This window comes from Hahella sp. CCB-MM4 (assembly GCF_002260525.1).
Taxonomy (GTDB): domain Bacteria; phylum Pseudomonadota; class Gammaproteobacteria; order Pseudomonadales; family Oleiphilaceae; genus Hahella.
Genome location: NZ_MRYI01000012.1, coordinates 96,516 through 119,729 on the forward strand (window position 1 = coordinate 96,516; position 23,214 = coordinate 119,729).

At 44.7% G+C, this 23,214-nt stretch carries 24 protein-coding genes and 1 tRNA gene; 14 read left to right on the plus strand and 11 right to left on the minus strand.

The window, feature by feature from the left end:
- Nucleotides 1-71: 71 nt before the first annotated feature.
- The gene (locus BTA51_RS19105; RefSeq protein ID WP_094710182.1) at nt 72-935 is read left to right on the plus strand and encodes a hypothetical protein; all 864 of its coding nucleotides are present in this window, start codon (nt 72-74) and stop codon (nt 933-935) included.
- Nucleotides 936-952: 17 nt separating this feature from the next.
- On the opposite strand, the gene BTA51_RS19110 is transcribed toward BTA51_RS19105, so the two are convergent.
- Nucleotides 953-1,546, minus strand: coding sequence for a hypothetical protein (locus BTA51_RS19110; protein ID WP_094710184.1), 594 nt, complete (start codon nt 1,544-1,546; stop codon nt 953-955).
- Between the two features lie 323 nt (nt 1,547-1,869).
- Between BTA51_RS19110 and BTA51_RS19115 the strand changes: the two genes are divergently transcribed.
- The 3 genes from BTA51_RS19115 to BTA51_RS19125 all read left to right on the plus strand — a co-directional run bounded on the left by BTA51_RS19115 (nt 1,870) and on the right by BTA51_RS19125 (nt 3,885).
- Nucleotides 1,870-2,454: a putative adhesin gene (locus tag BTA51_RS19115; RefSeq protein ID WP_094710186.1), complete on the plus strand. Its 585-nt coding sequence runs from the start codon at nt 1,870-1,872 to the stop codon at nt 2,452-2,454.
- A 220-nt stretch (nt 2,455-2,674) separates the two neighbouring features.
- Complete coding sequence (locus tag BTA51_RS19120; protein WP_094710188.1) at nt 2,675-3,208, plus strand: shikimate kinase; 534 nt, start codon at nt 2,675-2,677, stop codon at nt 3,206-3,208.
- Between the two features lie 155 nt (nt 3,209-3,363).
- Nucleotides 3,364-3,885 carry an NUDIX hydrolase gene (locus BTA51_RS19125; protein ID WP_246841096.1) on the plus strand — a complete coding sequence of 174 codons (522 nt, stop codon included), beginning with the start codon at nt 3,364-3,366 and terminating at the stop codon, nt 3,883-3,885.
- A gap of 287 nt (nt 3,886-4,172) precedes the next feature.
- Here the strand turns inward: BTA51_RS19125 and BTA51_RS19130 are convergent, their stop codons facing one another.
- On the minus strand, nt 4,173-4,694 hold the full coding sequence (locus BTA51_RS19130) for a DUF2165 family protein (RefSeq protein ID WP_094710190.1): 522 nt from the start codon (nt 4,692-4,694) through the stop codon (nt 4,173-4,175).
- A gap of 529 nt (nt 4,695-5,223) precedes the next feature.
- Between BTA51_RS19130 and tuf the strand changes: the two genes are divergently transcribed.
- From tuf to rluF, 5 genes are all read left to right on the plus strand, one after another.
- The gene (gene tuf, locus BTA51_RS19135) at nt 5,224-6,414 is read left to right on the plus strand and encodes an elongation factor Tu (protein ID WP_094710192.1); all 1,191 of its coding nucleotides are present in this window, start codon (nt 5,224-5,226) and stop codon (nt 6,412-6,414) included.
- A 112-nt stretch (nt 6,415-6,526) separates the two neighbouring features.
- Nucleotides 6,527-6,736, plus strand: coding sequence for an SEC-C metal-binding domain-containing protein (locus tag BTA51_RS30915; protein WP_094710194.1), 210 nt, complete (start codon nt 6,527-6,529; stop codon nt 6,734-6,736).
- A gap of 294 nt (nt 6,737-7,030) precedes the next feature.
- The gene (locus BTA51_RS19145; RefSeq protein WP_094710196.1) at nt 7,031-7,384 is read left to right on the plus strand and encodes a hypothetical protein; all 354 of its coding nucleotides are present in this window, start codon (nt 7,031-7,033) and stop codon (nt 7,382-7,384) included.
- Nucleotides 7,385-7,709: 325 nt separating this feature from the next.
- Entirely contained in the window at nt 7,710-8,651 is a 942-nt protein-coding gene (locus BTA51_RS19150; protein WP_094710198.1) for a DMT family transporter, read from the plus strand.
- Nucleotides 8,652-8,775: 124 nt separating this feature from the next.
- Nucleotides 8,776-9,744 (plus strand): 23S rRNA pseudouridine(2604) synthase RluF, encoded by a 969-nt coding sequence (rluF, locus tag BTA51_RS19155; protein WP_094710200.1) that lies wholly within the window; start codon nt 8,776-8,778, stop codon nt 9,742-9,744.
- A gap of 125 nt (nt 9,745-9,869) precedes the next feature.
- On the opposite strand, the gene BTA51_RS19160 is transcribed toward rluF, so the two are convergent.
- The 6 genes from BTA51_RS19160 to BTA51_RS19190 form a co-directional block, all read right to left on the minus strand.
- On the minus strand, nt 9,870-10,634 hold the full coding sequence (locus tag BTA51_RS19160) for a hypothetical protein (protein ID WP_094710374.1): 765 nt from the start codon (nt 10,632-10,634) through the stop codon (nt 9,870-9,872).
- Nucleotides 10,634-11,401 (minus strand): hypothetical protein, encoded by a 768-nt coding sequence (locus BTA51_RS19165; protein WP_094710202.1) that lies wholly within the window; start codon nt 11,399-11,401, stop codon nt 10,634-10,636. The genes BTA51_RS19160 and BTA51_RS19165 overlap by 1 nt, the downstream gene beginning before the upstream one ends.
- Complete coding sequence (locus BTA51_RS19170; protein WP_094710204.1) at nt 11,398-12,549, minus strand: hypothetical protein; 1,152 nt, start codon at nt 12,547-12,549, stop codon at nt 11,398-11,400. Before BTA51_RS19170 ends, BTA51_RS19165 begins: the two co-directional genes overlap by 4 nt.
- A gap of 76 nt (nt 12,550-12,625) precedes the next feature.
- Nucleotides 12,626-13,114: a type VI secretion system tube protein Hcp gene (locus BTA51_RS19175; RefSeq protein ID WP_094710206.1), complete on the minus strand. Its 489-nt coding sequence runs from the start codon at nt 13,112-13,114 to the stop codon at nt 12,626-12,628.
- 410 nt (nt 13,115-13,524) lie between these two features.
- On the minus strand, nt 13,525-14,721 hold the full coding sequence (locus BTA51_RS19180) for a DUF4157 domain-containing protein (protein ID WP_094710208.1): 1,197 nt from the start codon (nt 14,719-14,721) through the stop codon (nt 13,525-13,527).
- 737 nt (nt 14,722-15,458) lie between these two features.
- On the minus strand, nt 15,459-15,947 hold the full coding sequence (locus BTA51_RS19190) for a type VI secretion system tube protein Hcp (RefSeq protein WP_094710210.1): 489 nt from the start codon (nt 15,945-15,947) through the stop codon (nt 15,459-15,461).
- A gap of 686 nt (nt 15,948-16,633) precedes the next feature.
- On the opposite strand from BTA51_RS19190, the gene BTA51_RS19195 reads away from it, so the two are divergent.
- From BTA51_RS19195 to BTA51_RS19215, 5 genes are all read left to right on the plus strand, one after another.
- The gene (locus BTA51_RS19195; protein ID WP_094710212.1) at nt 16,634-17,812 is read left to right on the plus strand and encodes a DUF4062 domain-containing protein; all 1,179 of its coding nucleotides are present in this window, start codon (nt 16,634-16,636) and stop codon (nt 17,810-17,812) included.
- Between the two features lie 67 nt (nt 17,813-17,879).
- Complete coding sequence (locus tag BTA51_RS19200; RefSeq protein ID WP_094710214.1) at nt 17,880-19,133, plus strand: hypothetical protein; 1,254 nt, start codon at nt 17,880-17,882, stop codon at nt 19,131-19,133.
- A 77-nt stretch (nt 19,134-19,210) separates the two neighbouring features.
- Nucleotides 19,211-19,597, plus strand: coding sequence for a hypothetical protein (locus tag BTA51_RS19205; protein ID WP_094710216.1), 387 nt, complete (start codon nt 19,211-19,213; stop codon nt 19,595-19,597).
- Nucleotides 19,598-19,659: 62 nt separating this feature from the next.
- Nucleotides 19,660-19,902 carry a hypothetical protein gene (locus BTA51_RS19210; RefSeq protein ID WP_094710218.1) on the plus strand — a complete coding sequence of 81 codons (243 nt, stop codon included), beginning with the start codon at nt 19,660-19,662 and terminating at the stop codon, nt 19,900-19,902.
- Nucleotides 19,903-20,018: 116 nt separating this feature from the next.
- Entirely contained in the window at nt 20,019-20,780 is a 762-nt protein-coding gene (locus tag BTA51_RS19215; RefSeq protein ID WP_094710220.1) for a tetratricopeptide repeat protein, read from the plus strand.
- A 530-nt stretch (nt 20,781-21,310) separates the two neighbouring features.
- Here BTA51_RS19215 and BTA51_RS19220 read toward each other — a convergent pair.
- The 3 genes from BTA51_RS19220 to BTA51_RS19230 all read right to left on the minus strand — a co-directional run bounded on the left by BTA51_RS19220 (nt 21,311) and on the right by BTA51_RS19230 (nt 23,135).
- On the minus strand, nt 21,311-22,141 hold the full coding sequence (locus BTA51_RS19220; protein ID WP_094710222.1) for a hypothetical protein: 831 nt from the start codon (nt 22,139-22,141) through the stop codon (nt 21,311-21,313).
- Between the two features lie 388 nt (nt 22,142-22,529).
- Nucleotides 22,530-22,605, minus strand: a tRNA-Phe gene (locus tag BTA51_RS19225).
- A 254-nt stretch (nt 22,606-22,859) separates the two neighbouring features.
- Nucleotides 22,860-23,135 carry an oxidative damage protection protein gene (locus tag BTA51_RS19230; RefSeq protein ID WP_094710375.1) on the minus strand — a complete coding sequence of 92 codons (276 nt, stop codon included), beginning with the start codon at nt 23,133-23,135 and terminating at the stop codon, nt 22,860-22,862.
- Between the last annotated feature and the right edge of the window lie 79 nt (nt 23,136-23,214).

Consider the following 23,214-nt stretch of genomic DNA (forward strand, 5'->3'; position numbering starts at 1 on the left):
GACAACAACTGATGAGGGTTATGAGTAAACAACACCAGGGAGTGTTGGTATTACTCTCAAGGAGGAAGATCATGTTTAACTATGTTGCGTTGGTTTCACAAACCACGAACCTCCCGAATTGGCAGGTGCAGATGGTAGCGGCTGCCTTGCAGATTCAGATTAGTCGTGATTTCACCCCGATATGGGGAATTGATGCGACCGTCAGTGCTTTTGATATGTTGGACGATGTGCCTGCCGGATACTGGCCGATCCTGATCAAGGACAACATAGGGTTTCCTGGAGCGGCCGGGATTCATCTTGATCAGAATAAGCAACCATTCGGTTTGGTTCAGTATTCGAATCGGTGGTCACTCACTGCCAGTCATGAAATCCTGGAAATACTCGTTGACCCGATGGGCAACAGAACAATCAGTGCGCCATCAATCAAATCAGAGCAGGGTTACGTCCAGTACCTGATGGAAGTCTGCGATCCCAGTGAGGCCGAAAGTTTTACCTATCAGATCAATGGGGTAATCGTCTCAGATTTCTACACACCGGATTTCTTCCTGCCACGTCCTTCAGGAAATGTAAGATATAGTTTCACCGGTGCGATTGAAGCCCCGAGAACCATTCTGAAGGGAGGGTATATTTCCTGGAGAGATCCTTCTACAAATCATTGGTGGCAGCAGACATGGTTTACCGGAGATGCTCCAACCATTGTGGATCTAGGTGTACAGGATACAGCATCGGAAAGTGCCCGGACCGTTATCGACAGGATCACGACAAAAGGCCGCGATAATCCAACATCTCTGGTCGGTCTTCCTCAAAATGACAAGCTGCTACAGGATCAGGCCAAGTTGTTCGGGGCTGTCAATCAAGCCAATAAGATCAATGCCGCAACACTCAATGAGCAGGTTGAACAGATCAGGAAGACGGCGACTCCACAGCAGGCTTGAGTTCGCGTGAGCAGGCCTTAGTGTAATTCGTCCGACTCGGGAAGATTAATCCCCAATGCTCTAAGTTGTTCGGCAATGCGTGGATTTCCACTTTGGCGCCAGCGTTGATAAAGATTCAGAACATCGTTGGCGTCAAAAGGGTTTTGCTTTGAACAGGTCTTGGCAACCAGTTCAAGCATTCGAGCGAACTTCGTTGCCAGCTCGGAAAAGATATGACGGTTCTGGTCGGCATTCTCAGATAAATAATCATAAGCACCGCCACCCATACCGATAAAGTAGTCCTTCAGAATTCCCCGCCGGGCATAGTTTTCCGGAAACAGGGCTCCAAGAAACAGCGCCAGATCACCCAGATGTCTCAATATCAGGCAGCGCATTCTGGCATCTCTGGCTTCGCGGGCATCTTTATATAACAGAGCCAATGGCCGGATACCCGTCTTGCCATAATCGTAACTGAACAACTGATCACTATCTCCAAACCGGGCCAGCATGTTTCCCATATACCAGAGCGTATCCTCATGCGGTGGCGGCTTGAGTTCTTCTCCGAGTTCCTGCAGACGCTCCCGGAAATAATCGGCCAGTGTCATTTCAAAGGTCGGCGATACTATGGGCATCTTGGCTCCTCCTTTGGATGATCTCCTTTCTCAAAGAGTAAATCAGAATGTGAGATGCTGCCAAATTTCGAGATTGGTTGGACAGAAACACCTCACTGGAAATTATCGCCAAAAAAACACAGATTTCAGCGACGTCGGTAGGTTGAGCGCTGCTGTGAGAGTGAGTGCTGAATCCAAAAATACGTGTTTGACATCCGATATTGATTCACTATTCCGGTTTATTGAACAAATTGGCGCTTATAAACGAGCTGCCGGTCATTCATCGGGTTTGTAAAGGAAATGGTCACCGGTTTTGGATAAAATTTCTTGATAGGAACTGCGCTATGTCCATGTCTAAAGCGAGTAACCAGAAAGCTCTTGGGGATTATCTCTATCTGTTCGAATCCAAGGCTGGTAACTCCAGCGAATGTCTGATTTTGGGCCATGCTGGATGGGTGGAATCCTTGGGGGATTATTTCCGTGTCCCGTCCGGCGTTGAACTCAATTTCAGGGTGATGCACTCGTTACCCAACACAACCAATCCGGTTGCGGAACTTGGGAAAGGGGCAACCCGCTATGATCGCAATGAGCAACTGTTTACCAAGCAGGCCAAGGCGGCCCGCATGATGCTGGACGATTTTGATAAACGCCAGTTTTCCGGCGGCTCCCTCTGCAAGAACTATGTTGTTGTAAAGGGACTTGGATATCATTGGGACAAGAAAAACGCGGATAACTGGTCGTATAAACAGATGGAAAAGTTTATGACTAGCTCTATCTGGAAACCCCACATTGCTTCTGTTCGTAATCGTAATTCAAAGAAGTATCTGCTTCTCAGCGAAATTATAGATCTCGTCCGGCAGGATAAACCAAACGTAAATAAGTTTATATTTGCTGGCTGTCGCGGTGTTCATCCAGATTGGAAGCCGTAGCTCGTTTTCGATTGGGTCGGTATCGATTGCTCTGGAAGTTAATCCCAAGGCAATCGATTTAATCCATTTCCTGCCTGACATTTTCCTTAAATTCATATAATGCACCTCCCTTCCTGAATTGCCCCTCTGGTAATCAATATCCCTGTTTGAGAAAATTGTGGGTCGATTATTCTCTCTTAAAATCAATGAAATAAGAGAGGTCACGGAAAGAGGTTAAACAGTGAAAAGGATCAATGTTGTAGGCAGCAGTGCCAGTGGAAAGACAACCTTTGGACGGAGGTTGTCTGAAGCGCTCGGTGTCGAATTTATCGAAATGGATGCCGTCTACTGGGGGAAAAATTGGACAGAACCCTCCGAAAAAGAGTTGCTTTCGAAGATTGGAAAAGCGATTGAGGGAGATTCGTGGGTACTGGATGGTAATTACACCCGTACAATTCCAATCAAATGGGCAAAGGTAGACACCATTATCTGGCTCGATTACAGCTTCTTTCGGACTTTCAGACAGTCCGTCACACGTGCAGTGAAAAGGTCTATAACTCAAGAGGAGTTATGGCCTGGCACAGGAAACCGAGAGTCAATTTCAAAGAGTTTTTTCTCTAAAGATTCGGTGGTTTTGTGGATGATGACAAACTATGGCAAGAACATTGCCAAGTACGAAGGTTACATGAATTCACCGGAATACCAGCACGTAAATTTTGTGAGATTGAAGTCTCCTAAAGAGGCAGAAACATTTATTGCTGGTGTATGTAGATAATCCCCGTTTATCCCCATAGCAGCTCTACATTTATCGACAATTCTGCAACTATCTACAATTCTGTAACTATCTAAAAATAGTAGCGAATCTGGAAAAGTGTATATGGTCATTGAGTCCGGCCGTTACGAATTCTTGAAGGAAGTAAAGATATTGATATGGACTCGCCCTGGGAAATTAATGAAGTAGGAAAGCAGATGATTCGCTTTGATAAAGGAAATAATCGATTCAATTTCAGAAGTGCTGCGGTTGTATGTCATTCCGACCATGTTTTACTGCATAGAGCTGTGTCAGATGATTTTTGGGCTTTGCCCGGCGGTCGTGTTGAGTTCTTTGAAACCTCTGAGGACACCATTGTTCGGGAGTTGAGGGAAGAACTGGGTGTTGAGTCATCGATTGACCGCCACCTTTGGTATGTTGAAAACTTCTTTAATTACAAAGGAACGAAGTTCCATGAAGTCGCCAATTATTTCTTGGCATCATTCAAGTGTGAGCCCCAGGTTTCGACAGAAGTTGATTTTGCGGGTATTGAAAAGGATGTTGACCTGATATTTCGCTGGGTTCCAATTGCCAAGTTAGGGGAGTACGTGCTGAAGCCTGAATTTTTAATTGCGGGGATTCAAAACCTCCCTACTTCAGTTGAATATATTAAATTCAACGAATTAGGTTCGGAGATGTAGAGGCTAATCTGTCGGGGTCTTTTGAAGAAAAAAGGCGGCTCAGTGAGCCGCCGAGTCGAGTGTGAAGGGACTACCTTCAACTTGCTGAAGACGACGTGGACTTTCATTTCTGAATACGTCAAAAAAGTTTCAGTTTTGTTTCAATTTCTGCCAAGTGTCGTGAGCGGGCAAATTTCCGGTGCGAACGGTGATATGTGGGTAAATAAGTCGAGGATAAGGAGGAGCCCACTGTAGATTGCCTCAAACTATATGTCTTAACCCACTCAGTGCTCATCAAAGACTATTCCCTAATGCAGTTCGTGACCGGCTTTCATTGATGGGGCCTCTATTGGTTCCGCCATATTCAGGTAGATGATGCTCATACCGAGAATCACCACCATCCGAAAAGCAGCCTGCTGTCCATTCCATATTTCTGATTGCCACATCAGGAACCATTCGCCGCCAATCGTAATAAAACCCGTGAACCATAGTATGATCCCTAGGGTCAGGCCTAAGCTGGCAATGCCTTTGACCTGATGAAATTGCAGACGATCATTGACTCTGGTGAAGAGTTTGTAGCCTCCTATCCAGCAAAGGATAGCGACCAGGCATTCGCAACCAATAATGATGGCGTATCCAAGTTGATGGATGGTGGGTGAGTATATCGCCCGCCACATTCCCTTGTTGTTAGGGAAAGTGGTATCCATGGCCAGTACATGGGCGACAAACTCATAGTTTGATCCATAGTCCGTCAAGTTATTGAAAGCGACAAGAGTCGCCTGTAGCGCTATGGCCCAAACCAAAATGATTTTCGAGTATCGCTGATACATGATAATTCCCTGTATTGATCAATGTGGTTGAATACAAATTAACTTCAAGGTTCCTTTTTAAAACCCTTAAGAAATTTCAATCTATGTAGCCGTCAGATAGCGACTTTGGATTATAAAACCTGGCAGGAAGAAAAAGAGAGCTATTCAGAATTGCGATTAATTATCACAATATCTGCTTGATATTGTCGTCTATCGGAGTAGACTACCGGCTGTTTTTACCCTTAACACCGAGATTGGAAAATGAACACGCAAATCCGTTTTGAATCAACTGTACTGCCGTCGCTGTCATCCAGCGATGCGATTCTTTGCGTGCCGATCTAAAAAGATTTAAAGGAAAGGCACGGTAACGTGCCTTCCACCAAACAGAAAACCCGGAAGGTCATCCTTCCGGGTTTTTTTTTGCCGTTTTGCTGCTACTGCCAACAGTTACGGATTACAACGGCTACCAATTTGTGTGCGCGCACAAAACAACGGCAGGCAACTGCCATAAAAGAACGAGCTAATTGCTCAATTTAATAAGGAAATTCCGATGTTTACTAAAGTACATCTAAACGTGGGTACCATCGGTCACGTGGATCATGGTAAGACAACATTAACTGCAGCGATTACGCAACTGCAGGCTGCGCGCATGGGTGGCAAGGCACTGGCATATGATCAGATTGATAATGCCAAGGAAGAAAAGGAGCGTGGTATTACCATCAACGTCACTCATGTCGAGTACGAAAGCCCGACCCGGCACTATGCTCACATCGACTGTCCGGGCCACGCTGACTATATAAAGAATATGATCACCGGGGCCTCTCAAATGGATGGTGCTATTCTGCTTGTTGATGGCACTGAAGGTGCCGCCAGGCAAACGCTTGAGCATATTTTGCTGGCACGACAGGTTAACGTTGAGCACTTGATTGTGTTTGTGAACAAGATGGATCTTTTGGCTGACGATGAGCGCCAGGAAATGGCTGAACTGGTTCAGTTGGATCTTGACGATCTGTTGTCCAAACATGGCTATGAAAATGTCCCTTTCATTTTCGGAAGTGCATTAAGCGCGTTGGATGCAATCGCTCGTGGGGACCTCGATTCCCCAGAGACTAGCTGCATTGCTGAACTTGTGGACACTTTGGATGCCCACATTCCTGAGCCGGTAAGAGACTTCGATAGTCCTTTCATGATGCCAGTTGAGGACGTGTTCTCCATTGAAGGTCGCGGCACTGTCGTGACCGGTCGTGTTGAGCGTGGGATTATCCGAGCCGGTGATACAGTTGAAATCGTCGGTTTGGCTAACGATGGTCGCCAGGTGGTGGTAACGGGCACGCAGGCATTTCGCTCTGACGTCCCTGAAGCCAAGGCCGGTATGAATGTGGGCTTGTTGTTGCGTGGCGTAAAACGCCATGACGTCAACCGAGGTCAGGTGATTACCGTGCCGGGAGCCATCAAACCTTACAGCAAAGCAAAAGCGCATATTTTTGTGCTGAGCGGTGATGAGGGTGGAAGGCATAAGCCGTTCACCTCCGGCTATCGTCCTCAATTCTTCTTTGGGACGACGGATGTGACCGGTGAGATCACTGTCGAAAATGAGCAGGGAAGCGTTAACCCAGGAGAGCAGACTGATATCGCGTTTGCCTTGAATAAGCCGGTAGGTTTGGAAAAAGGTATTCGGTTTGCGATTCGTGAAGGCGGCAAAACTGTTGGTGCAGGTTTTGTGACTGAAATAATGGAATAGCTGAGAGCACCAAACAAGAGAGTCAGCCATCCGGCTGGCTCTCTCATTCAATAATTAACCAGGAGGTGTACCATGAATTCCTCAACCAATATGGTGTTTTTTCAACGAAACCATGAGCAAACGTCGCAAAGGGTATCCATCTGAAACCCAAGTCAAACGTGGCGATAGAAAGGTTCATGGCAATAAGGAACTCATCGAGAAACTAGGCAGAAACGACCCGTGCCCCTGCGGTTCTGGTAATAGATTTCAAGCGCTGTTGTCTGGCCTCAGGCAAGTTCGATGGAGTGTTAAGAGACTATTATGTCAGAGATTAGATATTTAACTCTTTAGATAGATAAATACTTAGATATTTAACTATCTATAGGCCTGTGCCCTGGATTTGTATCCAGGGCATTTTCTTATATGGGAATCTGTTCGGTGTTTTAGCGCTCGCTAAAAAGATAGATTGAATCCCACTTTCTCTCACTTCTACCGGAAAATTAAACGCGGATATAAAAGGTACAGAAAGGTTTGCAAAGGAAGATCCTGCTGGGGTAAAAACTGCCGGATTTTTTAATCTACCTCACCGCTTATTGTTAGCTCACTTGTTGAAACTTATAGAAAGATCAGGATGAAGATGAAATACAAATTAGGAATTGTAATGTGCTCATTTTTAATTGGCTGCACCTCCGATAACTCGTCAGAACCAACGGAAGTTGTATTCACTTTTGGTGAACAATCTATCTCAGCGCCAATTAATGACAATAGTGTCTTTGAGAGTACGAAAGAAACCGAAAAGGATAACTTGGAGCTATCTGGAAAAATTCAAAAAGAGGATTCCAGCTACATCGTGGATATTGAGTTTGTGAGTGAGGGAAAAGCCCAGAAGATACGGCACAGCTTTAGCTCATCAGTCCTGGTGAAGGTTGGTGAGCCTTTAGTTGTTGGTCGCCTGGATGACGATTTATTTACCGTTAATCTGAAAAACTGATACTGAAGACCAGAAAGAGCAGTACTGGAAACCAGATAAAGTAGTACTTAAAAATAGAGAGAGCAGTACTGGATATCATAGAAAGCAGTACAAGAACCCCCAAATGGTTGTTGCAGAATAGTGTGACGCTAATCAGGGCCATCAGACCTTCAAGCGTCGGTTTCAGGCAAGAAGGATATTAATCCGGGGAGGACTATATAGTCGCGGTTCAGCGCTACATCGGGGCCGACAAATAAGGCTTTGAAGACTGGTACGGATACCGCTTTGAAGGTGTAGAAGTTATCTGACAAATATCAGATAGGTATCAGACTCAAAAGGAGCCACCATGGCCAGAATGAGTACGGTATTTGTGGTGCTGGCGGCGTTATGCTGGGGACTTTCAGGTGGGATCGGCGGGATTCTCATGGCCGATGGTTGGAACCCTTTGGTTGTGTCGTTCTTCCGCGGTGTAATCGGTCTCTTGTTTGTTCTCGCATGGCTGGCTTTGCGTCCCCGTGGCAGCGGGCTCGCCAGTGGTCGAATGTGGTTCTGGTCGGCGATCGCAGGTATCGGTGTCGCTGGCAACTTCGCGTTCTACTTCTTGAGTATTTCTGAGGGGAGTGTCGCTGTAGCTGCAACATTGATGTATTCCGCACCGGTGTTCGTCTATCTGGTGTCGTTCACGCTCAAGCTTGAAAGTCCGACCCCATTGAAGTGGGCTGCGATCGCGATGGTCATGGTTGGCATCGTGCTGCTGACGCGTATTTACGAGACCGGCTCGGGCGGCGTTACGCTGATTGGGGCTGTTGCCGGACTGCTTGCCGGGCTCTCCTATGCCGTGTTTATTTTCGGCTTCAAGTATGCGGCACAACACGGCAGTCCACAGTCGATTCTCGTCATATCATATGTAGTGCTTGTCACTATTCTGTTTGTACTGAGCGATACCAATCAGGCTTTTGCTGTGTTCAATACGCCGAGTTGGCCCCTGATTATCGTGCTTGGGGTATTTGGCGCGGGGTTGTCGTTCATTCTCTATATCATTGGCCTCAAGCATACTGCGCCGGCTGTTGCTTCCATTGTCGCAATGGTTGAACCGGTCACGGCATCTCTGTTCGGTTTTGTGGTTTTAGATGAGAGTCTGGTGGTTGTTCAAATTATCGGTATGGGGCTGATCCTGGTGACGGTGACTGCTTTGAGCGTATTCTCCAAGGTTCCTGCTGAGCTGGTTGCGACCACGCTTCCTGCTGAGTTGGGAATAAAAGAGCAGGTGTCACATGTTTCACACTAAACTATTTTGAAGGTAAAGCTGCTCCTGGGTGATCTATACCTTAAAGGCCTTCGCAGAAGGAAGAGGCTGATATCGATGATTTGTGGTTTAATGCATCACTTCAACATCCGATGGTTTAACCGCAGTGACCGAAAACACCTCTAAACGTCTGAACAAATACATTAGCGAATCTGGTATCTGTTCCCGCAGGGAAGCTGATCGATACATTGAAGAAAACCGTGTCACCGTTAACGGTAAATTACCGGAACTGGGTACCCGGGTCACGGATCAGGACGTCATCCGGTTGGACGGCAAAGTCATCAGTACAGGCGTACCCGACAAATCAGACAGGGTTTATATTGCTTACCACAAACCTGTGGGAATCACCTGCACCACAGAGCGTCATGTCAAAGGGAATATCGTTGATGCTATCAAGCATAAGGAACGTATTTTCCCCATAGGTCGATTAGATAAGCCTTCTGAAGGTCTGATTTTTCTCACCAGTGATGGCGATATCGTCAATAAGATTCTGCGGGCTGAAAATGCTCACGATAAGGAATATCTGGTGACGGTGGATAAACCACTGAGTGAACGTTTTGTCGAGCGCATGTCCAGAGGTGTGCCGATACTCGGCGTGGTCACCAAGCCTTGTCCGGTAAAAGTTGAAAGCCGATTTGTATTTCGAATCACTCTGACACAAGGCCTGAACCGCCAAATCCGCCGTATGTGCGAATACCTGGGCTATGAAGTTACCCGCCTCATTCGTACACGCATCATGAACGTCACACTGGACAATCTAAAGCCCGGACAATGGCGGGATCTGACACCCGCAGAAATGGAAGACATCAATCGCGCCGTCGCAGGATCCAGCAAAACTGCCGCTGAGGGACACCGCAAAGCGGTTAACACCACTCACGCCAAAAAAAGTGACGTCAAAAAGGGGCAGGGCAAAGCTCATCGGACATCACCGTCCGGCGAGAAAAAAACTCCGCGACCAACGCGCGACGGTCGCAAAGCTGCACCAAAAACGGGGCCGAAACCACCCCAAAAGGCGGATCAACGTCGATCAGCTTCGCATAGTAAAAATACTTCTCGTCGGAAGCCAACTAAGTAAGGCAGAGAGAAGGTCGAAGCTGCCGGTATGTTATGAGCTGAAGTCCGAACAGCTTCCATGATGATACTTCTGATGATCAGGTGTTGAATCTGGAGGGGATCTTCGGAAGCATCATAAAATAGAATTTATGATGCTTGGTTTTCGGATTTCACCTTGTCACAACGTTGTTGTGCGTCAGGGGATAACTTGACGTGGACGTGAGACATGAACTCTTGAACCGTCTTTTCTGCTAGGTCGTCAAGATAGTTCTCCGGCTCATTATAGTTACGGGTAATTGGGGTAGGTTGGAACTGGAACATAAGTGCATGAGAGTCTGAGATCGGAAAGTTCCATATGATGGTTTTTCCACCCCCAATCCCTTGAGCACTATAGCTGTACCATGCTTGGCCGTTGATAGAGGTTCTTTGGATGTCTCCGGCGGACCGAGGGTAAGTTAGGATGTCCATTCCATCATTATCATCCCCCCGAAGTTCTCGGTTCAATTCTCCCCACCCGGAGTCACAGTATTCGAGAATCCAATTTTGGATGTCTGCAGGTTTGAACAGAGAGTCAATCTTTCGGTAATTTGGGTGACACTTAGTCAAGAGAATTGAAAAGCTAAGGTCGCCAATAGGCTCTTCTTTGAAAGAGTTGCTCCAGAGTTTCCAGCCAGAATGTCTTAATGAGGCTGACATGCTGATATCTGCTTCGTTCCACGGATGCTCATACAGATCGTCCCGATAGATATCTAGGGTCTGCGACGTTGCTTGTAACTCTGAAGCTATTTCATGAAGAGGGCATTTGAATCGAATTTCTGTGCCGGACAATGTAAAGGAAGTCCAGGATGCATTGGCAATGTCAGGCCCTACAGGATTCGATTTGAGAGATTTAAAACGGTCTATCCAGTCCATTAGCATTTGCTCACCTCAACCGTTGACATGATACGCTTGGCGTCTTCAAGCATACGTTGGAACCTCATTGTTTCGTTACCGACCTCAGATGACATCCGAAAGCAAATCGTTAAATAATACTCATTACTCAAGGGATAAGCCCAATAGTAGCTATATCTAGGTCCAGGAATTCCCTCTCCGCGAATGGCGTAGTGAAGCCAGTTTACATCATTGAAGCACACCTTCTCATAGACCTCCGGCAGCTGTACCAATACAAGTCTTTGAGGGGGGATGTAACCTTTTGCAATAAGTTCGTCAGGATGCTCAAACTCATAGCGAGCTTCCCAGTTAGCACCAGGTTTTCCATCCTTGTTTTGTTCTGTTTCGTAGTATTCCCAGTAATCCTTTTTCAGATATGACTCTAAGCTGTCAAGATCACTCTCTCTGATTACAGTGTGTGCCTCAGCTCGATTTACTGCGATATCTATACTCATTTCGCCGAGTTTGCCAAAATATCCTTGAAAGTAATTTCCCTTGTAGTTCCACAGCTCAAAATCCATTTTTACAAATGTGCGGTTGTAGTCATGCTCTACATTGTAAGAATCAAAGAGAGAGTCTCTCAAGTTGACACGTTCAGGCTTGGATCTATTCGGTCTTTCATTACTGAGAGCATTTCCAGGGAGCTTGTATCTCAATCGATAATCGCCTAAACCACACTCTTTTGATGTCAGCTTTGAGAAGTCTGGTCCTTTGCCTGTCAGAACAGGCTTCATCAGCTGTTTGATCATACTAAATCCATATCCTTCATCACCTGCAAGGCTAGCTTCTCTGCTTTTTTGTGATAGCCGTTCATCTGTAAGTGACGGATACTACACTCGGCACTGAGAAAGGGCAAAGTATGAGGACTGGTTTCCACAGGACTCGAGCTTCCTGCAACGAGTCCCAGGTTGCCAAGTCCATGCCCAATTGAAGAGCGTGATACGTTATTACCACCTGCGAGATTAGGAACAGGATCAAAAGGGTGATCTCGCGTGATATTGTCAATTGTCATCCCCGCTTGCTTAAAAGCACTCTCGGCGCGTTCTTTGTCATTGCCCCCTGCATGGATAGAGACTCTTTGTCCTTCCAGCCTAACTCCTCTTTGATTCACTAGCTCTACTGCTCTGGTCAGTATGATTCCGCCCTGGCTATGGGCTGTCCATTTGCGCTTTTCGCCTTTCTGTTGACTTTCCAATAGCATAACGGCCACAAACTGGGCTAATTTGGATGTCCCCAGCTTATCTTGCAGGCACTCAAAGAAATCAGGCAACCAGCCTCGTGTAGGGTTATGAATCAAAGTGTAGGCTTTGGCATAGTCTTCCCAATATGCAGTATCCATGTGTACACCCATCAGCCAGCGTGCTTTGTCTAGGTTGTTTAACATACCATTGATTGCTACGTGCTCTGTGCCAATACGATGAACTCTTACAGGCCTGCTCCAAGCCTTTTGCAGTTCTTGAACATCTTCATGACTGGAGGTCTCATGCCACCGCATACCAGACTCACGTTTAATTTCAAACAGGCCCATCTGTTGTTTATTATTGGGAGTGTCAAGGTCAGTCAGTTCACGCTTCAACTCTACTTGATTAACAATTAGCATCTCAGGATTCGAGCTGTATCTCAGCCCTACGCCGCCCTTAAACTTCTTGAAACGCATGAACATGGGAGACTTAAAGAACCCTGCGCTACCGAGTCCATAACCACCTTCGCTGACCAGCGTGCAGGCTGCGTTATAAGCTAAGGTCTTCTCATAGGTGTTCAGGCGACGTAAGTCAGAGTCAGCCTCTTTAGTGATCATCAGCTTCTTGCCGGTGGCTTTTTGTGACGCCCCCCAGCTTGGCAACGGGTTTTCAAATGGGATGAGATCGTGTTGAGCGGGAAGGTTGCTGTTCTGCATCACGCGTCCTTTTCAGAAAGTCATAAGTCCGTTAGCGCCTTGTAATCAAGGCGCTTATACACAGATTGATGTTGTATTAAAGCTTTTTACCTGCTTCCAGATCGTAACCCACGCGCTCAGGGGAAGCGCCTTTATTGGCACGGTCGGCAGCGGTGTAGCTCATGGTGATTTTGGAATAACTCATTGAAATAGCTTCGGAAGGTGCAGATTCGTGGCTAGCGGACACGCTATAGCTGCTGATGATGACGTCTTCGAGTTCATAGCTCACGTACTTCTCGATCTTATCTGCTGCGGTACGCACTACATCGATGACGACCTTTACACCCGAGTCTCCAGTCAGTGACTCTTTGAACAAGCCTGAAGATGCCTTATCCATTAACTTGCTGACATCGACGGTGGACAGGGAAGGGCGGGTTGCTTCCCGGTTGGACATGTGACCCGCTTCCATCGTGATATGGCGGCCGGTCCCAAAGCTGAAGCTGTCCAGACGAATCCAGTCTTTATAGCCTTCTGCGGTGACGTTGCCTTTAACGTTGAGTTGGTTGTAGTTCATATAAATTGCCATGGAATTCTCCTTGCTTTCCTTTGTCGCCTTAAATGCTGGCGATCGTTTCTAATCCGGTCGGCAAAGATAGGAGTTCCGTATGTATCATTCAATCAGGATTATGGGCTACATCGTTCGTTTAGGGCATTTGGGATAGGGTGCGAAATTGGTCTATTCGGAGGGCTGCTCATTTTCTAAGCGATCATTGGCGTGGTTGCTATATTTTATTAGGGGAGGGCGGTAATTAGATCAACTGAAATTTGGATCCGGCACCGATAGTACTATAGTCAGTTTTGGGCGGTTGATATGTTTTCTATATTTGATAGAGGCTGATGTGAAATGTAAGGCCTGAGCCTATTCTCCGCTTTTTAAATTTAGTTTATGAATAACCTCGTCATCCTGTTTAATTATTATATTTTCGAGGGCAAGGCTTACTGGCTATCCTTGTAAATTTGATCGTTTGTTCTAGTATCTTTTGACGATACCGTTGACGGCATACCAAATAATCCTGAGGAAATGTTGACACCAGCTGCCCTCAGAACTTCAGCAGAAAATTCGGAACAATTCATTTTTGTAACACTACTGAAAGGGTTTAAGTTTGATAGTGGATTAAGAGTAAACCCATAAGTAAGCTCATCTGAATCAGCCTTGGATTTAATTTCAGCAACTTTGGCTAGCGCCCCCTGAATGCCATCTGCTTTTATTGCATATGCTTGATAATTACCTGTAGCGACTAATGGACCAGGAGTTCGATCTGTTTCATCTTCTACTTCAGTAATTTCTCTATTAAAAAGTGTACTTGTGAAGAAGTTCGAGGGATTATACTCTTTTTGTTTTATTACTAATTCTATTGATATTTTCCCTGTTATTCCATCTGCCCATAAATCTAATTGTTGAGCAATACCTTCCCCATTACCATTTAAGTATTCTAGATATATTCGTGTATGTCCTCCATGAAATACTTTGTCAGATGAACGCACTGAAATAACGCTTTGAGTTTTATTAATTACCTTACTTTCATCAAATGTGCTTACCAAAACACCATTCTTAATTTTTAAGCACTGTACAGGCTGAGACGCAGGATTTAGAGTTTTTTGAACAGTATCAATTGCGTTACTACTGCTTAGTTTTGCTTTACGTCCCATTACATCCGCTTCTTTTTCCAATTCAGCATCATTATTAATGTTTATTTTAGCCTTCATTTGCGTAGTTGACTTTACCCGGCCTTGTTTTTGCTGAACTACATGCCATGCTTCATGGGGCAAATTTTCTTCCTGCCCAGAAGCTAAATGGATATTCGTTCCTTGTGCATAGGCATGTGCATTTAGTTGAGCAGGCTTGTCTGAATTGTAATGTACCTTTACATCATCCATTGAATAGCCAGATAGGTTTTCAATGCCAGATTTAAGCTTATCAGGTAAACCTGTATTATTTTTTTTCTTTTGGATGGGTTGTTGCTGTTGAGAAGAATAGTTATCCGCCATCTCTTGCAGCTTTCTTTGCTTAACGGCTTCAGGTCGGTTATCTACAAACTGAAAAGTAGAGCCTTCACCACCTTGCTTTTGAGCAACATGATTCGCAACCGATAGGCTTTTAGCTTCTTGCGTTTTGTCAGCGTAAGTGTTCATTTTCAAAATCCTATAAATATCGACATTTATTCCGTTGAGAGCACTTAACGTTTGTAATCGCGCATGCGCGTTTTTCCATTCCAATATTTTGAAGATAGTTCCTCCAGCCCACTGATTCCAGTGTAAAACCCCAGAAAGTCAAACTATCTCATTTAAGAGAAACCGTGCGTGCGCATACACACTTTCTTGGGGGGCTCGTTATCACAACAGGCTAGATCGCAAGTTATTGAATCGAAGTACTTTTCAGTGGCGGACTGGACGGAAACTATCAAATACTTGGGGCACAGATTTCCGCGACTGGCGGGAAGAGTGGATAAATTGGACAAGGCTGTCGCCAAACTTGGGCAACGTTGGTGTCAGGGACGAATCCATTCCCGGAGGTTGTATCTGACCTAGCATCCATTCAACTCTCGTTTTGAGTAATCAGCTGAACGGTTGAGGCATGCTTGCGCTCACTCCACTCCCGACCTATAAACATATTGAAACCTAATTTTGATCATGTGCATGATCAATCAACAGAGGGAAGGCTGAAAAATGATTGCGGAGGTTTAGAGGTTGGGGAGGACTCAGTTCAAGTCGCTTGAATGGATGTCCTTTATCCCTGCGAAATTGGTCTATTCGGAGGGCTGCTCATTTTCTAAGTGATCATTGGTGTGGCTGATCTGTTTTCTATATTTGATAGAGGCTGATGTGAAATGTAAGGCCTGACCCTATTCTCCTTCTCGGTGAAAATAGAATTAGAGTTTTTTACCGGCTTCCAGGTCGTAACCGACTCGCTCAGGTGATGCGCCTTTGTTGGCTCGGTCGGCTGCGGTGTAGCTCATAGTGAGTTTGGAATAACTCAACGAAAGTGCTTCTGAAGGGGCTGATTCGCCACCGGCAGTGACTTTGTAGTCACTAATGATTACGTCTTCCAGTTCATAACTGACGTATTTTTCAATTTTGTCTGCGGAAGTGCGAACCACATCGATCACGACCTTAACACCTGAGTCACCTGTCAGAGACTCTTTAAACAGGCCGGAAGAGGCAGTATCCATTAGTTTGCTGATGGTAACGGCACTGAGAACGGGGCGGGTGGCTTCGCGGTTGGACATGTGACCCGCTTCCATGGTGAGGTGGCGGCTATTGCCAAAGCTGAAGCTATCCAGACGAATCCAGTCTTTATAGCCTTCAGCGGTCACATTTCCTTTGACGTTGAGTTGGTTGTAGTTCATGTAGATTGCCACAGGATTCTCCTTAATACGGGCTTTGTTTCATCCAGCGGGGAACCATAATAAGTTCTTACTTTTTGATCAATAGGGGTAAACGGTTAGACCGTTTGGTATAGGAAATTGCCCATTGATTTGTTGTCTGATGATGGGCAAGGACAACCCCTTATAATTAAGGATGATGCCTTCATACCGGGAAAAATTCACTCCTCCCCACGCCTGCGCGATTTGAGTAAATGCTGAATTTATGAAGTTAGCGTTAGGCCCTAAACCCCAAGGGGGACAGGCTTTGGAAAAATCAGGATTTCAATTACTGAATAATTTGGAACTAAGTTGTAACAGTTAACCTGGTTTAAGAGGTTGTGATGGGGGGCGGGTAATTTTTCTAAGTTTGTCTGTATATAAATACAGTTGATTTCTCACATGTGTGGAAAGTCGCACGCTTTTCCGTACCGAATGGCTCGGTTTTCTGATGATGTTGTCCTGAAAAGTGCTTCGATTCAATAATTTACGATATAGCCTGTTGTGATAACGAGACCCCCAAGAAAGTGTGTATGCGCACGCACGGTTTCTCGTAAATGAGGTAGTTTGACTTTCTGGGATTTCACACTGGAATCAGTGGGCTGGAGGAACTATCTTCAAAATGTTGGAATGGAAAAACGCGCATGCACGATATACACATGTTAACTTTCTAAGGAGAAAATGTGCCAAGTCCAAAAGTATTTGTTTCATCAACATGCTATGACCTCGGTATGGCTAGGGAACAGCTTCGCTCATTCCTTTTGAGGGTCGGCTATGAGCCAGTTTTAAGTGAGTATTCAGATATTCTCTATGATCCAAGAGCTCATACTCATACCAGTTGTATCCAAGAAGTTCCAAATGCCGACATCGTCGTGGTGCTTATTGGTTCACGTTTTGGGGGGAAGGCAATCCCTGAAGCTTTATCAACTGTAGACTTGGAAAATCTGGTTAACTCTAGTTTTGACGTAACTGTATTAAATGATCCTGAAAAGCTTTCCATTACGCAGCTAGAGGTTTTAAAGGCAATAGATTCTGCTGTGCCAGTTTTTGCTTTTGTTGATGAAAAGGTAATGCATGATCATTATGTGTATCAAAAAAACAAAGAACTAGTGGATAAAATCAAATTCCCATCTATCGATAAGCCAGAAACTGCTAAGTACATATTTGAATTTATTAGTTTCCTTTCGCACCGAAACAAAGGGAATAGTGTAATCCCATTCGGTAAAATTGAAGACATTGAAAACCATTTAAAAAAGCAGTGGGGGTCGCTTTTTCAAAGGTTGCTCCGCGAGCAGAGAGAACAGCAAGTTGAGACGAGAAAATTATTTACAATTACAGAGCAGATCGAAGACCTAAAAACTGCAATGATTTCAACTATTGGCAACGCTCAGAACAGAGAGGTCGCGAGGGGCGTAATAAAATATAGGCGCCTATCTGATTTTCTTTCAGGAATAAATTTCCCAGATTTTAGTGTCGTTACTGAAGGTAGTGTAGGGTTTGAAGAATTGCTATCCCTTGCAGATATAGTCGCAATCCGAGAAATACCAGATTCTAGAAGCTCATTTGGAAGATCTGCATTAATAAAATCGGATGGAACATATTATGAATTAAGGTTTAGTCAGGATTTTATCAACCAGATCAATATTGATTGGAATAGTTTTCTTACACTGACGCCAGATGTGCGTCATGTAATATTCGAAGCAATATCTGATATGGGCCGAATGGGGCCAGGAATTGTGAGATATCGCGAAGAAATATTTGAGGATCGATTCAATGAGTATTTGGAAAAGGATGACAATAGCCAAATATCCTTAGAGGCTTTTTTGAAAGAGGAGCCCATTGATGAATCAGCAGAAAGTTAACAAAGCATTGCAGCGGACAAGCCGCTGAATGCGGCGTTAGCACCTCGTCACAAATGGAAATACGTATATGACTCTGCAGGAAGTAAAAGAAAAGTTTAAAGAAGCTTACGCGAGAAAATGGCTAGAAGTTGTTGATGAGCATGAGGATGAGATATGTTTTCAGAGCCGTGGCGGCACAACGATAAAGGCGTCTTCTGAAGATATAAGATCGTACTTGGAATTTGAATCTCGAAGATCAACTTATATACATAAACCTTTTGAGACGTGTTTGTGTAATAAAGATCATTTTGAACAAATGATTACGTCTGGGAATAGGTATGGATCTTTTCTCAATATGCGCAGAGGGCAAACAATTACATTTGGAAACCCAGAGACTGATCCAGTTTATGTTGAAATATCTGAAGCTTCCGCAGATTACAGGAATTATTTGAGATTCAATGAATATTTCATAATGAGAACATTGGATCGATTTCGGATGAATGGCAGGCACGGAAGAAATGATTCGGATAGAGACATTGGGTTTTACGTATATGCACCGCTCACGATAAAAGTATTCGGTCTTTCTGAGACAACCCCAGAAAAAATGGCTGAAAATGCATCGGAAATAATAGAGGGTTGCTTGTTTAACATTTCGTATTTGAAAGGGATAGCATTAGTACTTGAGGAAGAACTACCTCATCGGCAGGTTATTGGGGATGATTTCAAATACGAAGACCACGATTTTGGAACCGAGCTTCCTATGCCAAGATCTACGGTTAACAAAGATGTTGCAAGGTTCTACCAAAGAGGAATGGTTGTCGAGGACCCAATAAATCAATTCCTCTCATACTATCAGGTTTTGGAATATTACTTTTTGTCGGTTTCAGATGAGGAGCTATATCGTAAGCTCACCACTATCTACAATGACCCAGGATTCACGTCGTCACCAAAACATTTGGACAAGGTTATTCAATCTACACTCAACCACAAGCGGGAATCCGATGAAACTGAAATGCTACGTCTAGTCGTCTCAAAGCACGTTTCAGAGGATGACTTAATAGAGTTTATTGGTGCTTACGAAAATCACTTGGACGAAAAATTGTTCACAAAGAAACGTAAGATGTTCGGGGAATTTACTGAGATTCGTTTGACGGCAGGTCATGTGATTGGAAATGTCTCGAAGAGAATAAAGCTTATTCGAAATGCATTGGTTCATTCGTCAGATAGATACAATAGAAATGAGAATTTTGTACCCACAAGGCAGGCAGAGCTGGAAATCCGTAAAGAGGTTCCTTTAGTAAAATTTCTCGCAGAAAAGGTGATTATAGCAACGGCCGAATAAGTGCTAACAAGCGCAATCACTCGGATCAAATACCCGCTGCGCTCCAATTTGCCCGGTGTTGCGGGCGTTAACTGAATATGAAGCATCCATCTGGTTACACGATTGAAGATGTAATTGAGGTTGGTAAAGAAAGGCGATCTCGATTCGACTTTGATAAATATCAACCTGATTTTATGGGGCTGGTATCGCTAAATTCCGATAGGGGATGGCCTATAACCAGCGGTGTTCGGCCTGCACATCAGGTCACTGCTGATATTCTTACTAGTGGGGAGCAGGTTTTCTTCGAAAATGACATATTGATGCCGGGAGAGTCTGCGCGTGCTTATATAAAGCTGCTATCTCCAGAGCATTACCCACACTGTTTGAATGTGGGTAAAGAAATGAATATGAATGAAGGCTCCAAGGTTATAGGTAAGGTGAAAGTGCTGGCGGTCTACAATGAGCTTCTTTTGGCCACCAGTTAGCAAGGCAATGCACGTGACAAGCACGTGATCGCGGTGCTAAAACTACTTAGGATCGAGCACATATGATTTCAGCGATTGCTAAAGCATTTGGTTTTCTGTTAATGGGTTTAGCATTTGCTCAATGGATTACCTTCGACTATCCAGATGTAAATCCATTCTGGTCGGGGGCGATTTTTGCTCCGGGAATGCTTTCTCAGTTTGTGAATTGGATTGTGGTTTGTGTGATTGGGGCGTCAGGCTGGGGATTGTTTCAGTATGGGCGGTCACGCTCTTCCAATCCTGACCGCATGAAAGGTACTGAGTAAAAATGAGTTTTAACAAATCGTGGCAGCAAGAGCGCTGAGCGCCGGGACAGCTTACGCGTTGCTCTAGGTGCTCCCGCACTCCGCGTTAGGATTGGTGGCTGTCCAAGGAGACCATTATGAAACTATTTATTAAAGTCCTAGCTCTTCTTGTCATTTCGGTGGCTCTTCCTGTTCAAGCCAGCGATCTCCAAAGATGTAAAGTTCAGAACCAATATAGCTTTTCAGCCTGTGAAAGGCTTGCTTTAAGTGGTAACCCTGAGGGTCAATTTGGTTTGGGGATGCTTCTTCTGGAAGGCACTGGAGTAAAAAAGGATTACCGAAGGTCTTTTGAGTTGATGTATCAGGCGTCTATGCAAGGACATGCAGCAGCCCAATTTCAGGTTGGGCAAGCATACGTTAATGGGCAGGGTGTAGAACGAAACTTTGAAGAAGCTTACGCATGGTTTTTGGTGTCAAAAGAGAACGGTAATCCTATAGCCTCTCGAGGTATTCAGTTTATGGAATCTAAAAATCTTATAGAAAAATCAAGAATGGATTCCATAACCCAAAGGGCAAATGATATATACGCTAGCACATTAAATAAAAAAGGTTTCGAATATGATGATACTGAGAGCTCTCAAAATGTGAGCGGCATAGCTGAGTATTGCGATATGGTTATGCCTACAGTCGATAGTGTAATAACGTATAAAAAGTATGGTAAGCCCCAGTCTGAGGCTAGGCAGCTAATGATAGGGATGACTGATCAAAGAGCAATAAAAATGATGAACGGCGTTATTAATTGGGTTTGGAGCACGGATGTTTCAGTTAGCGAAATGAGTCGTTATTTTAAAAAAAAGTGCTTGAGGCAAAGTAAAGAAGTTAGCTTTATATTTCCATGAAATTCCTAACAATTACATTAAATTCGTTCCGCCCCAAAGGGCCTCCACCGGACGGCGGATTCAAGCAATACTGAACATTCACCCTATCCAGCCATATCGGTTTCTGTACCAAAATCTGATTAGATGCCCACTTTGGTGACCTGCGTGGACGCTATGTGGACATGTGCGTCTAATCTTCGAGCTTGTGATATTTTTATGTTTTTTAAGTTGTTGAAAATAAAAGAAAAAAATTAACCGCATATTATGTGTGAATGTAAAGGGGCCGGATTAGCAATCCGAGTATTGCGATTCTGACTAGGCCTCCACTTTCCAAACCTGCGTATTACTCCGATCGGAAAGCTACCTCTTTGTAATTTTACGATGTCAAATTTTCAGGCAAGGTATTCTGCAAGGGAACTCATGCTAATGAAGGGGGCAAGGAGAAAGTATACGAATACCTTGCTACGCTAGGGCACGATAAATTCTTCGATGCTATGGCGGTCGATGATTTAGATTAGTGAGTTGATAAACACGCTAATTTTGGATGAATCCTACATCGAAGTGCAGTATGAAATAGTTGATGTCAGGATCATTTTTGCTTGATCGCGGCTATAGCTTTCTGATTGTGCACTATGGTGCGGAGGATGAGTTAACATATATAAAGCATCTCTAAGTAATATCCAGCGTTCTTTAACGGTCATTGACTCCCTATCTGATTTGTTAGACAGCTTTCCTCTAATAGTACCTAGCTGACTTTGATCTGCGGGAGGTAGTGGGTAGTGTTCAAACACTTTTCTGCACTCGCCTACACAGAGATCGTATTCACCTTGATGCAAATACCTTTCGGCATTTTCTATAAATTTGAACGAAGAACCGCCAGTGCCCGTAATATCTCTTGGTAGCCGAAACTCGTAGAGTAATGTATTGGCATACCCCATTTTATTGAGCGCAGATAACCAGTCAGACTGTTTTATCTTGTAAGTCCCATGATCAGTATATGGTTGAGACGTTGAGCCTTGGCAAACCTCTCCACTCAACCAAAGGGTGAGATTAAAACCTTGCCCTAAGCGCATTTTTTCGATTGCTTCAACCTGGTTAGGTGTGAGGGAAAAGCGAAAATAAATTGTCAGACTGCGATGATTCGGTATGGATATGGGCTGACCTCCGTCAGGCGGAGCAACCCCGATCATGCTTTGAGTGTTTTCCCCCCATTCGAGTCTCAGGTTAAGGTTTCTCAAGACTGTTTCCGAAAGGGGTTTGGCAACAGCAAATTCAAGCTGAGCGCATAGAGTGTAGCTACCAATGCCAGGGAGGCCGTATGTCTTTACATCTGTGCACTCAGCGAGTGTGTATCCTTCGAGGGAACTGATTGTTATTGTCACTCTTACAGACTCCTTTCCAAAAAATATTAGTTGTTGCTATTAATAGCACAAAACGATCTGGTTTCCAGAGTGGGGGATGCCGCGCCAAAATATTGCGTTGACACTTCGGCCAGTCCTTTAAGTTTTTTGAAAAGTGGCAGTTCTATAACAGCTGTTTTTTTAAGGAGAAAGTTGGTGGGCACACCTGGACTCGAACCAGGGAGTAACGGAATCACATCTCCTTTCTGTGAGAGATTTCTTACGTGCGATTGGTGATGTTTGGCTACTTTTAGGTGAGTGAAGTAAGGCAATGAATATTGCGTTGACACTTTGTTGACACATTTGAAGCAGGCATAAAAAAACAGGAACTTCGATTTCTCGTAAGTTCCTGTTTTTTAAGGAATTTAAGTGGTGCCCAGAGGCGGAATCGAACCACCGACACGGGGATTTTCAATCCCCTGCTCTACCGACTGAGCTATCTGGGCACTAATGTCATGTATTTAAATGGTGCTTGACGATACACCAGCAAGCTTGCGCTTGCCCCTGCTCATTCCAGTCAGAAATCGTAGATTTCTGCCGTTCCGCAAACTCGAAGCAGTGCTTCGAAAAAATGTTTGCTACACCCAACTGAGCTTTCTGGGCACATACGTCACATATTTAATTGGTGTCTGACTGAACACCAGATGCCTTGACCGGCAACGGGTGCGTATTAAACCTACTTCCCGTTTTAGTGTCAAGCTTATTTTTCAGAAGGTGGAATATATCCTTCTGCTTTGTCCACTGACTCATTGCTGAGGAACTTGTCCATCTGCTCTGTCAGGTAAGTTCGGGTGTCCGGATCCATCAGGTTCAGGCGTTTTTCGTTGATCAGCATCGTCTGGTGGTTGAGCCATTCTTGCCAGGCTTTCTTGGATACCGTGTCAAAAAGCTCTTTACCTTTGGCTCCCGGCATGGGGGGAAGGTCCAAACCTTCGAGTTCTTGCTGGTATTTTTTACAGAAAACGGTACGTGCCATGAATTTTACCTGCTGTGTAATGAATGGGTTCTGCATGAGCTGGCCGGGTGAGGAGTATATCAGATAGGGAAAGAGCATC

Coding starts and splice junctions, on each gene's coding strand:
- BTA51_RS19125 (WP_246841096.1), top strand. CDS start 3,364: ATGGACTCGCCCTGGGAAATTAATGAAGTAGGAAAGCAGATGATTCGC.
- BTA51_RS19115 (WP_094710186.1), top strand. CDS start 1,870: ATGTCCATGTCTAAAGCGAGTAACCAGAAAGCTCTTGGGGATTATCTC.
- tuf (WP_094710192.1), top strand. CDS start 5,224: ATGTTTACTAAAGTACATCTAAACGTGGGTACCATCGGTCACGTGGAT.
- BTA51_RS19230 (WP_094710375.1), bottom strand. CDS start 23,135: ATGGCACGTACCGTTTTCTGTAAAAAATACCAGCAAGAACTCGAAGGT.
- BTA51_RS19145 (WP_094710196.1), top strand. CDS start 7,031: ATGAAATACAAATTAGGAATTGTAATGTGCTCATTTTTAATTGGCTGC.
- BTA51_RS19215 (WP_094710220.1), top strand. CDS start 20,019: ATGAAACTATTTATTAAAGTCCTAGCTCTTCTTGTCATTTCGGTGGCT.
- BTA51_RS19170 (WP_094710204.1), bottom strand. CDS start 12,549: ATGCAGAACAGCAACCTTCCCGCTCAACACGATCTCATCCCATTTGAA.
- BTA51_RS19160 (WP_094710374.1), bottom strand. CDS start 10,634: ATGGACTGGATAGACCGTTTTAAATCTCTCAAATCGAATCCTGTAGGG.
- BTA51_RS19180 (WP_094710208.1), bottom strand. CDS start 14,721: ATGAACACTTACGCTGACAAAACGCAAGAAGCTAAAAGCCTATCGGTT.
- BTA51_RS19175 (WP_094710206.1), bottom strand. CDS start 13,114: ATGGCAATTTATATGAACTACAACCAACTCAACGTTAAAGGCAACGTC.
- BTA51_RS19130 (WP_094710190.1), bottom strand. CDS start 4,694: ATGTATCAGCGATACTCGAAAATCATTTTGGTTTGGGCCATAGCGCTA.
- BTA51_RS19150 (WP_094710198.1), top strand. CDS start 7,710: ATGGCCAGAATGAGTACGGTATTTGTGGTGCTGGCGGCGTTATGCTGG.
- BTA51_RS19110 (WP_094710184.1), bottom strand. CDS start 1,546: ATGCCCATAGTATCGCCGACCTTTGAAATGACACTGGCCGATTATTTC.
- BTA51_RS19210 (WP_094710218.1), top strand. CDS start 19,660: ATGATTTCAGCGATTGCTAAAGCATTTGGTTTTCTGTTAATGGGTTTA.
- BTA51_RS19205 (WP_094710216.1), top strand. CDS start 19,211: ATGAAGCATCCATCTGGTTACACGATTGAAGATGTAATTGAGGTTGGT.
- BTA51_RS19105 (WP_094710182.1), top strand. CDS start 72: ATGTTTAACTATGTTGCGTTGGTTTCACAAACCACGAACCTCCCGAAT.
- BTA51_RS19200 (WP_094710214.1), top strand. CDS start 17,880: ATGACTCTGCAGGAAGTAAAAGAAAAGTTTAAAGAAGCTTACGCGAGA.
- BTA51_RS19165 (WP_094710202.1), bottom strand. CDS start 11,401: ATGATCAAACAGCTGATGAAGCCTGTTCTGACAGGCAAAGGACCAGAC.
- BTA51_RS30915 (WP_094710194.1), top strand. CDS start 6,527: ATGAGCAAACGTCGCAAAGGGTATCCATCTGAAACCCAAGTCAAACGT.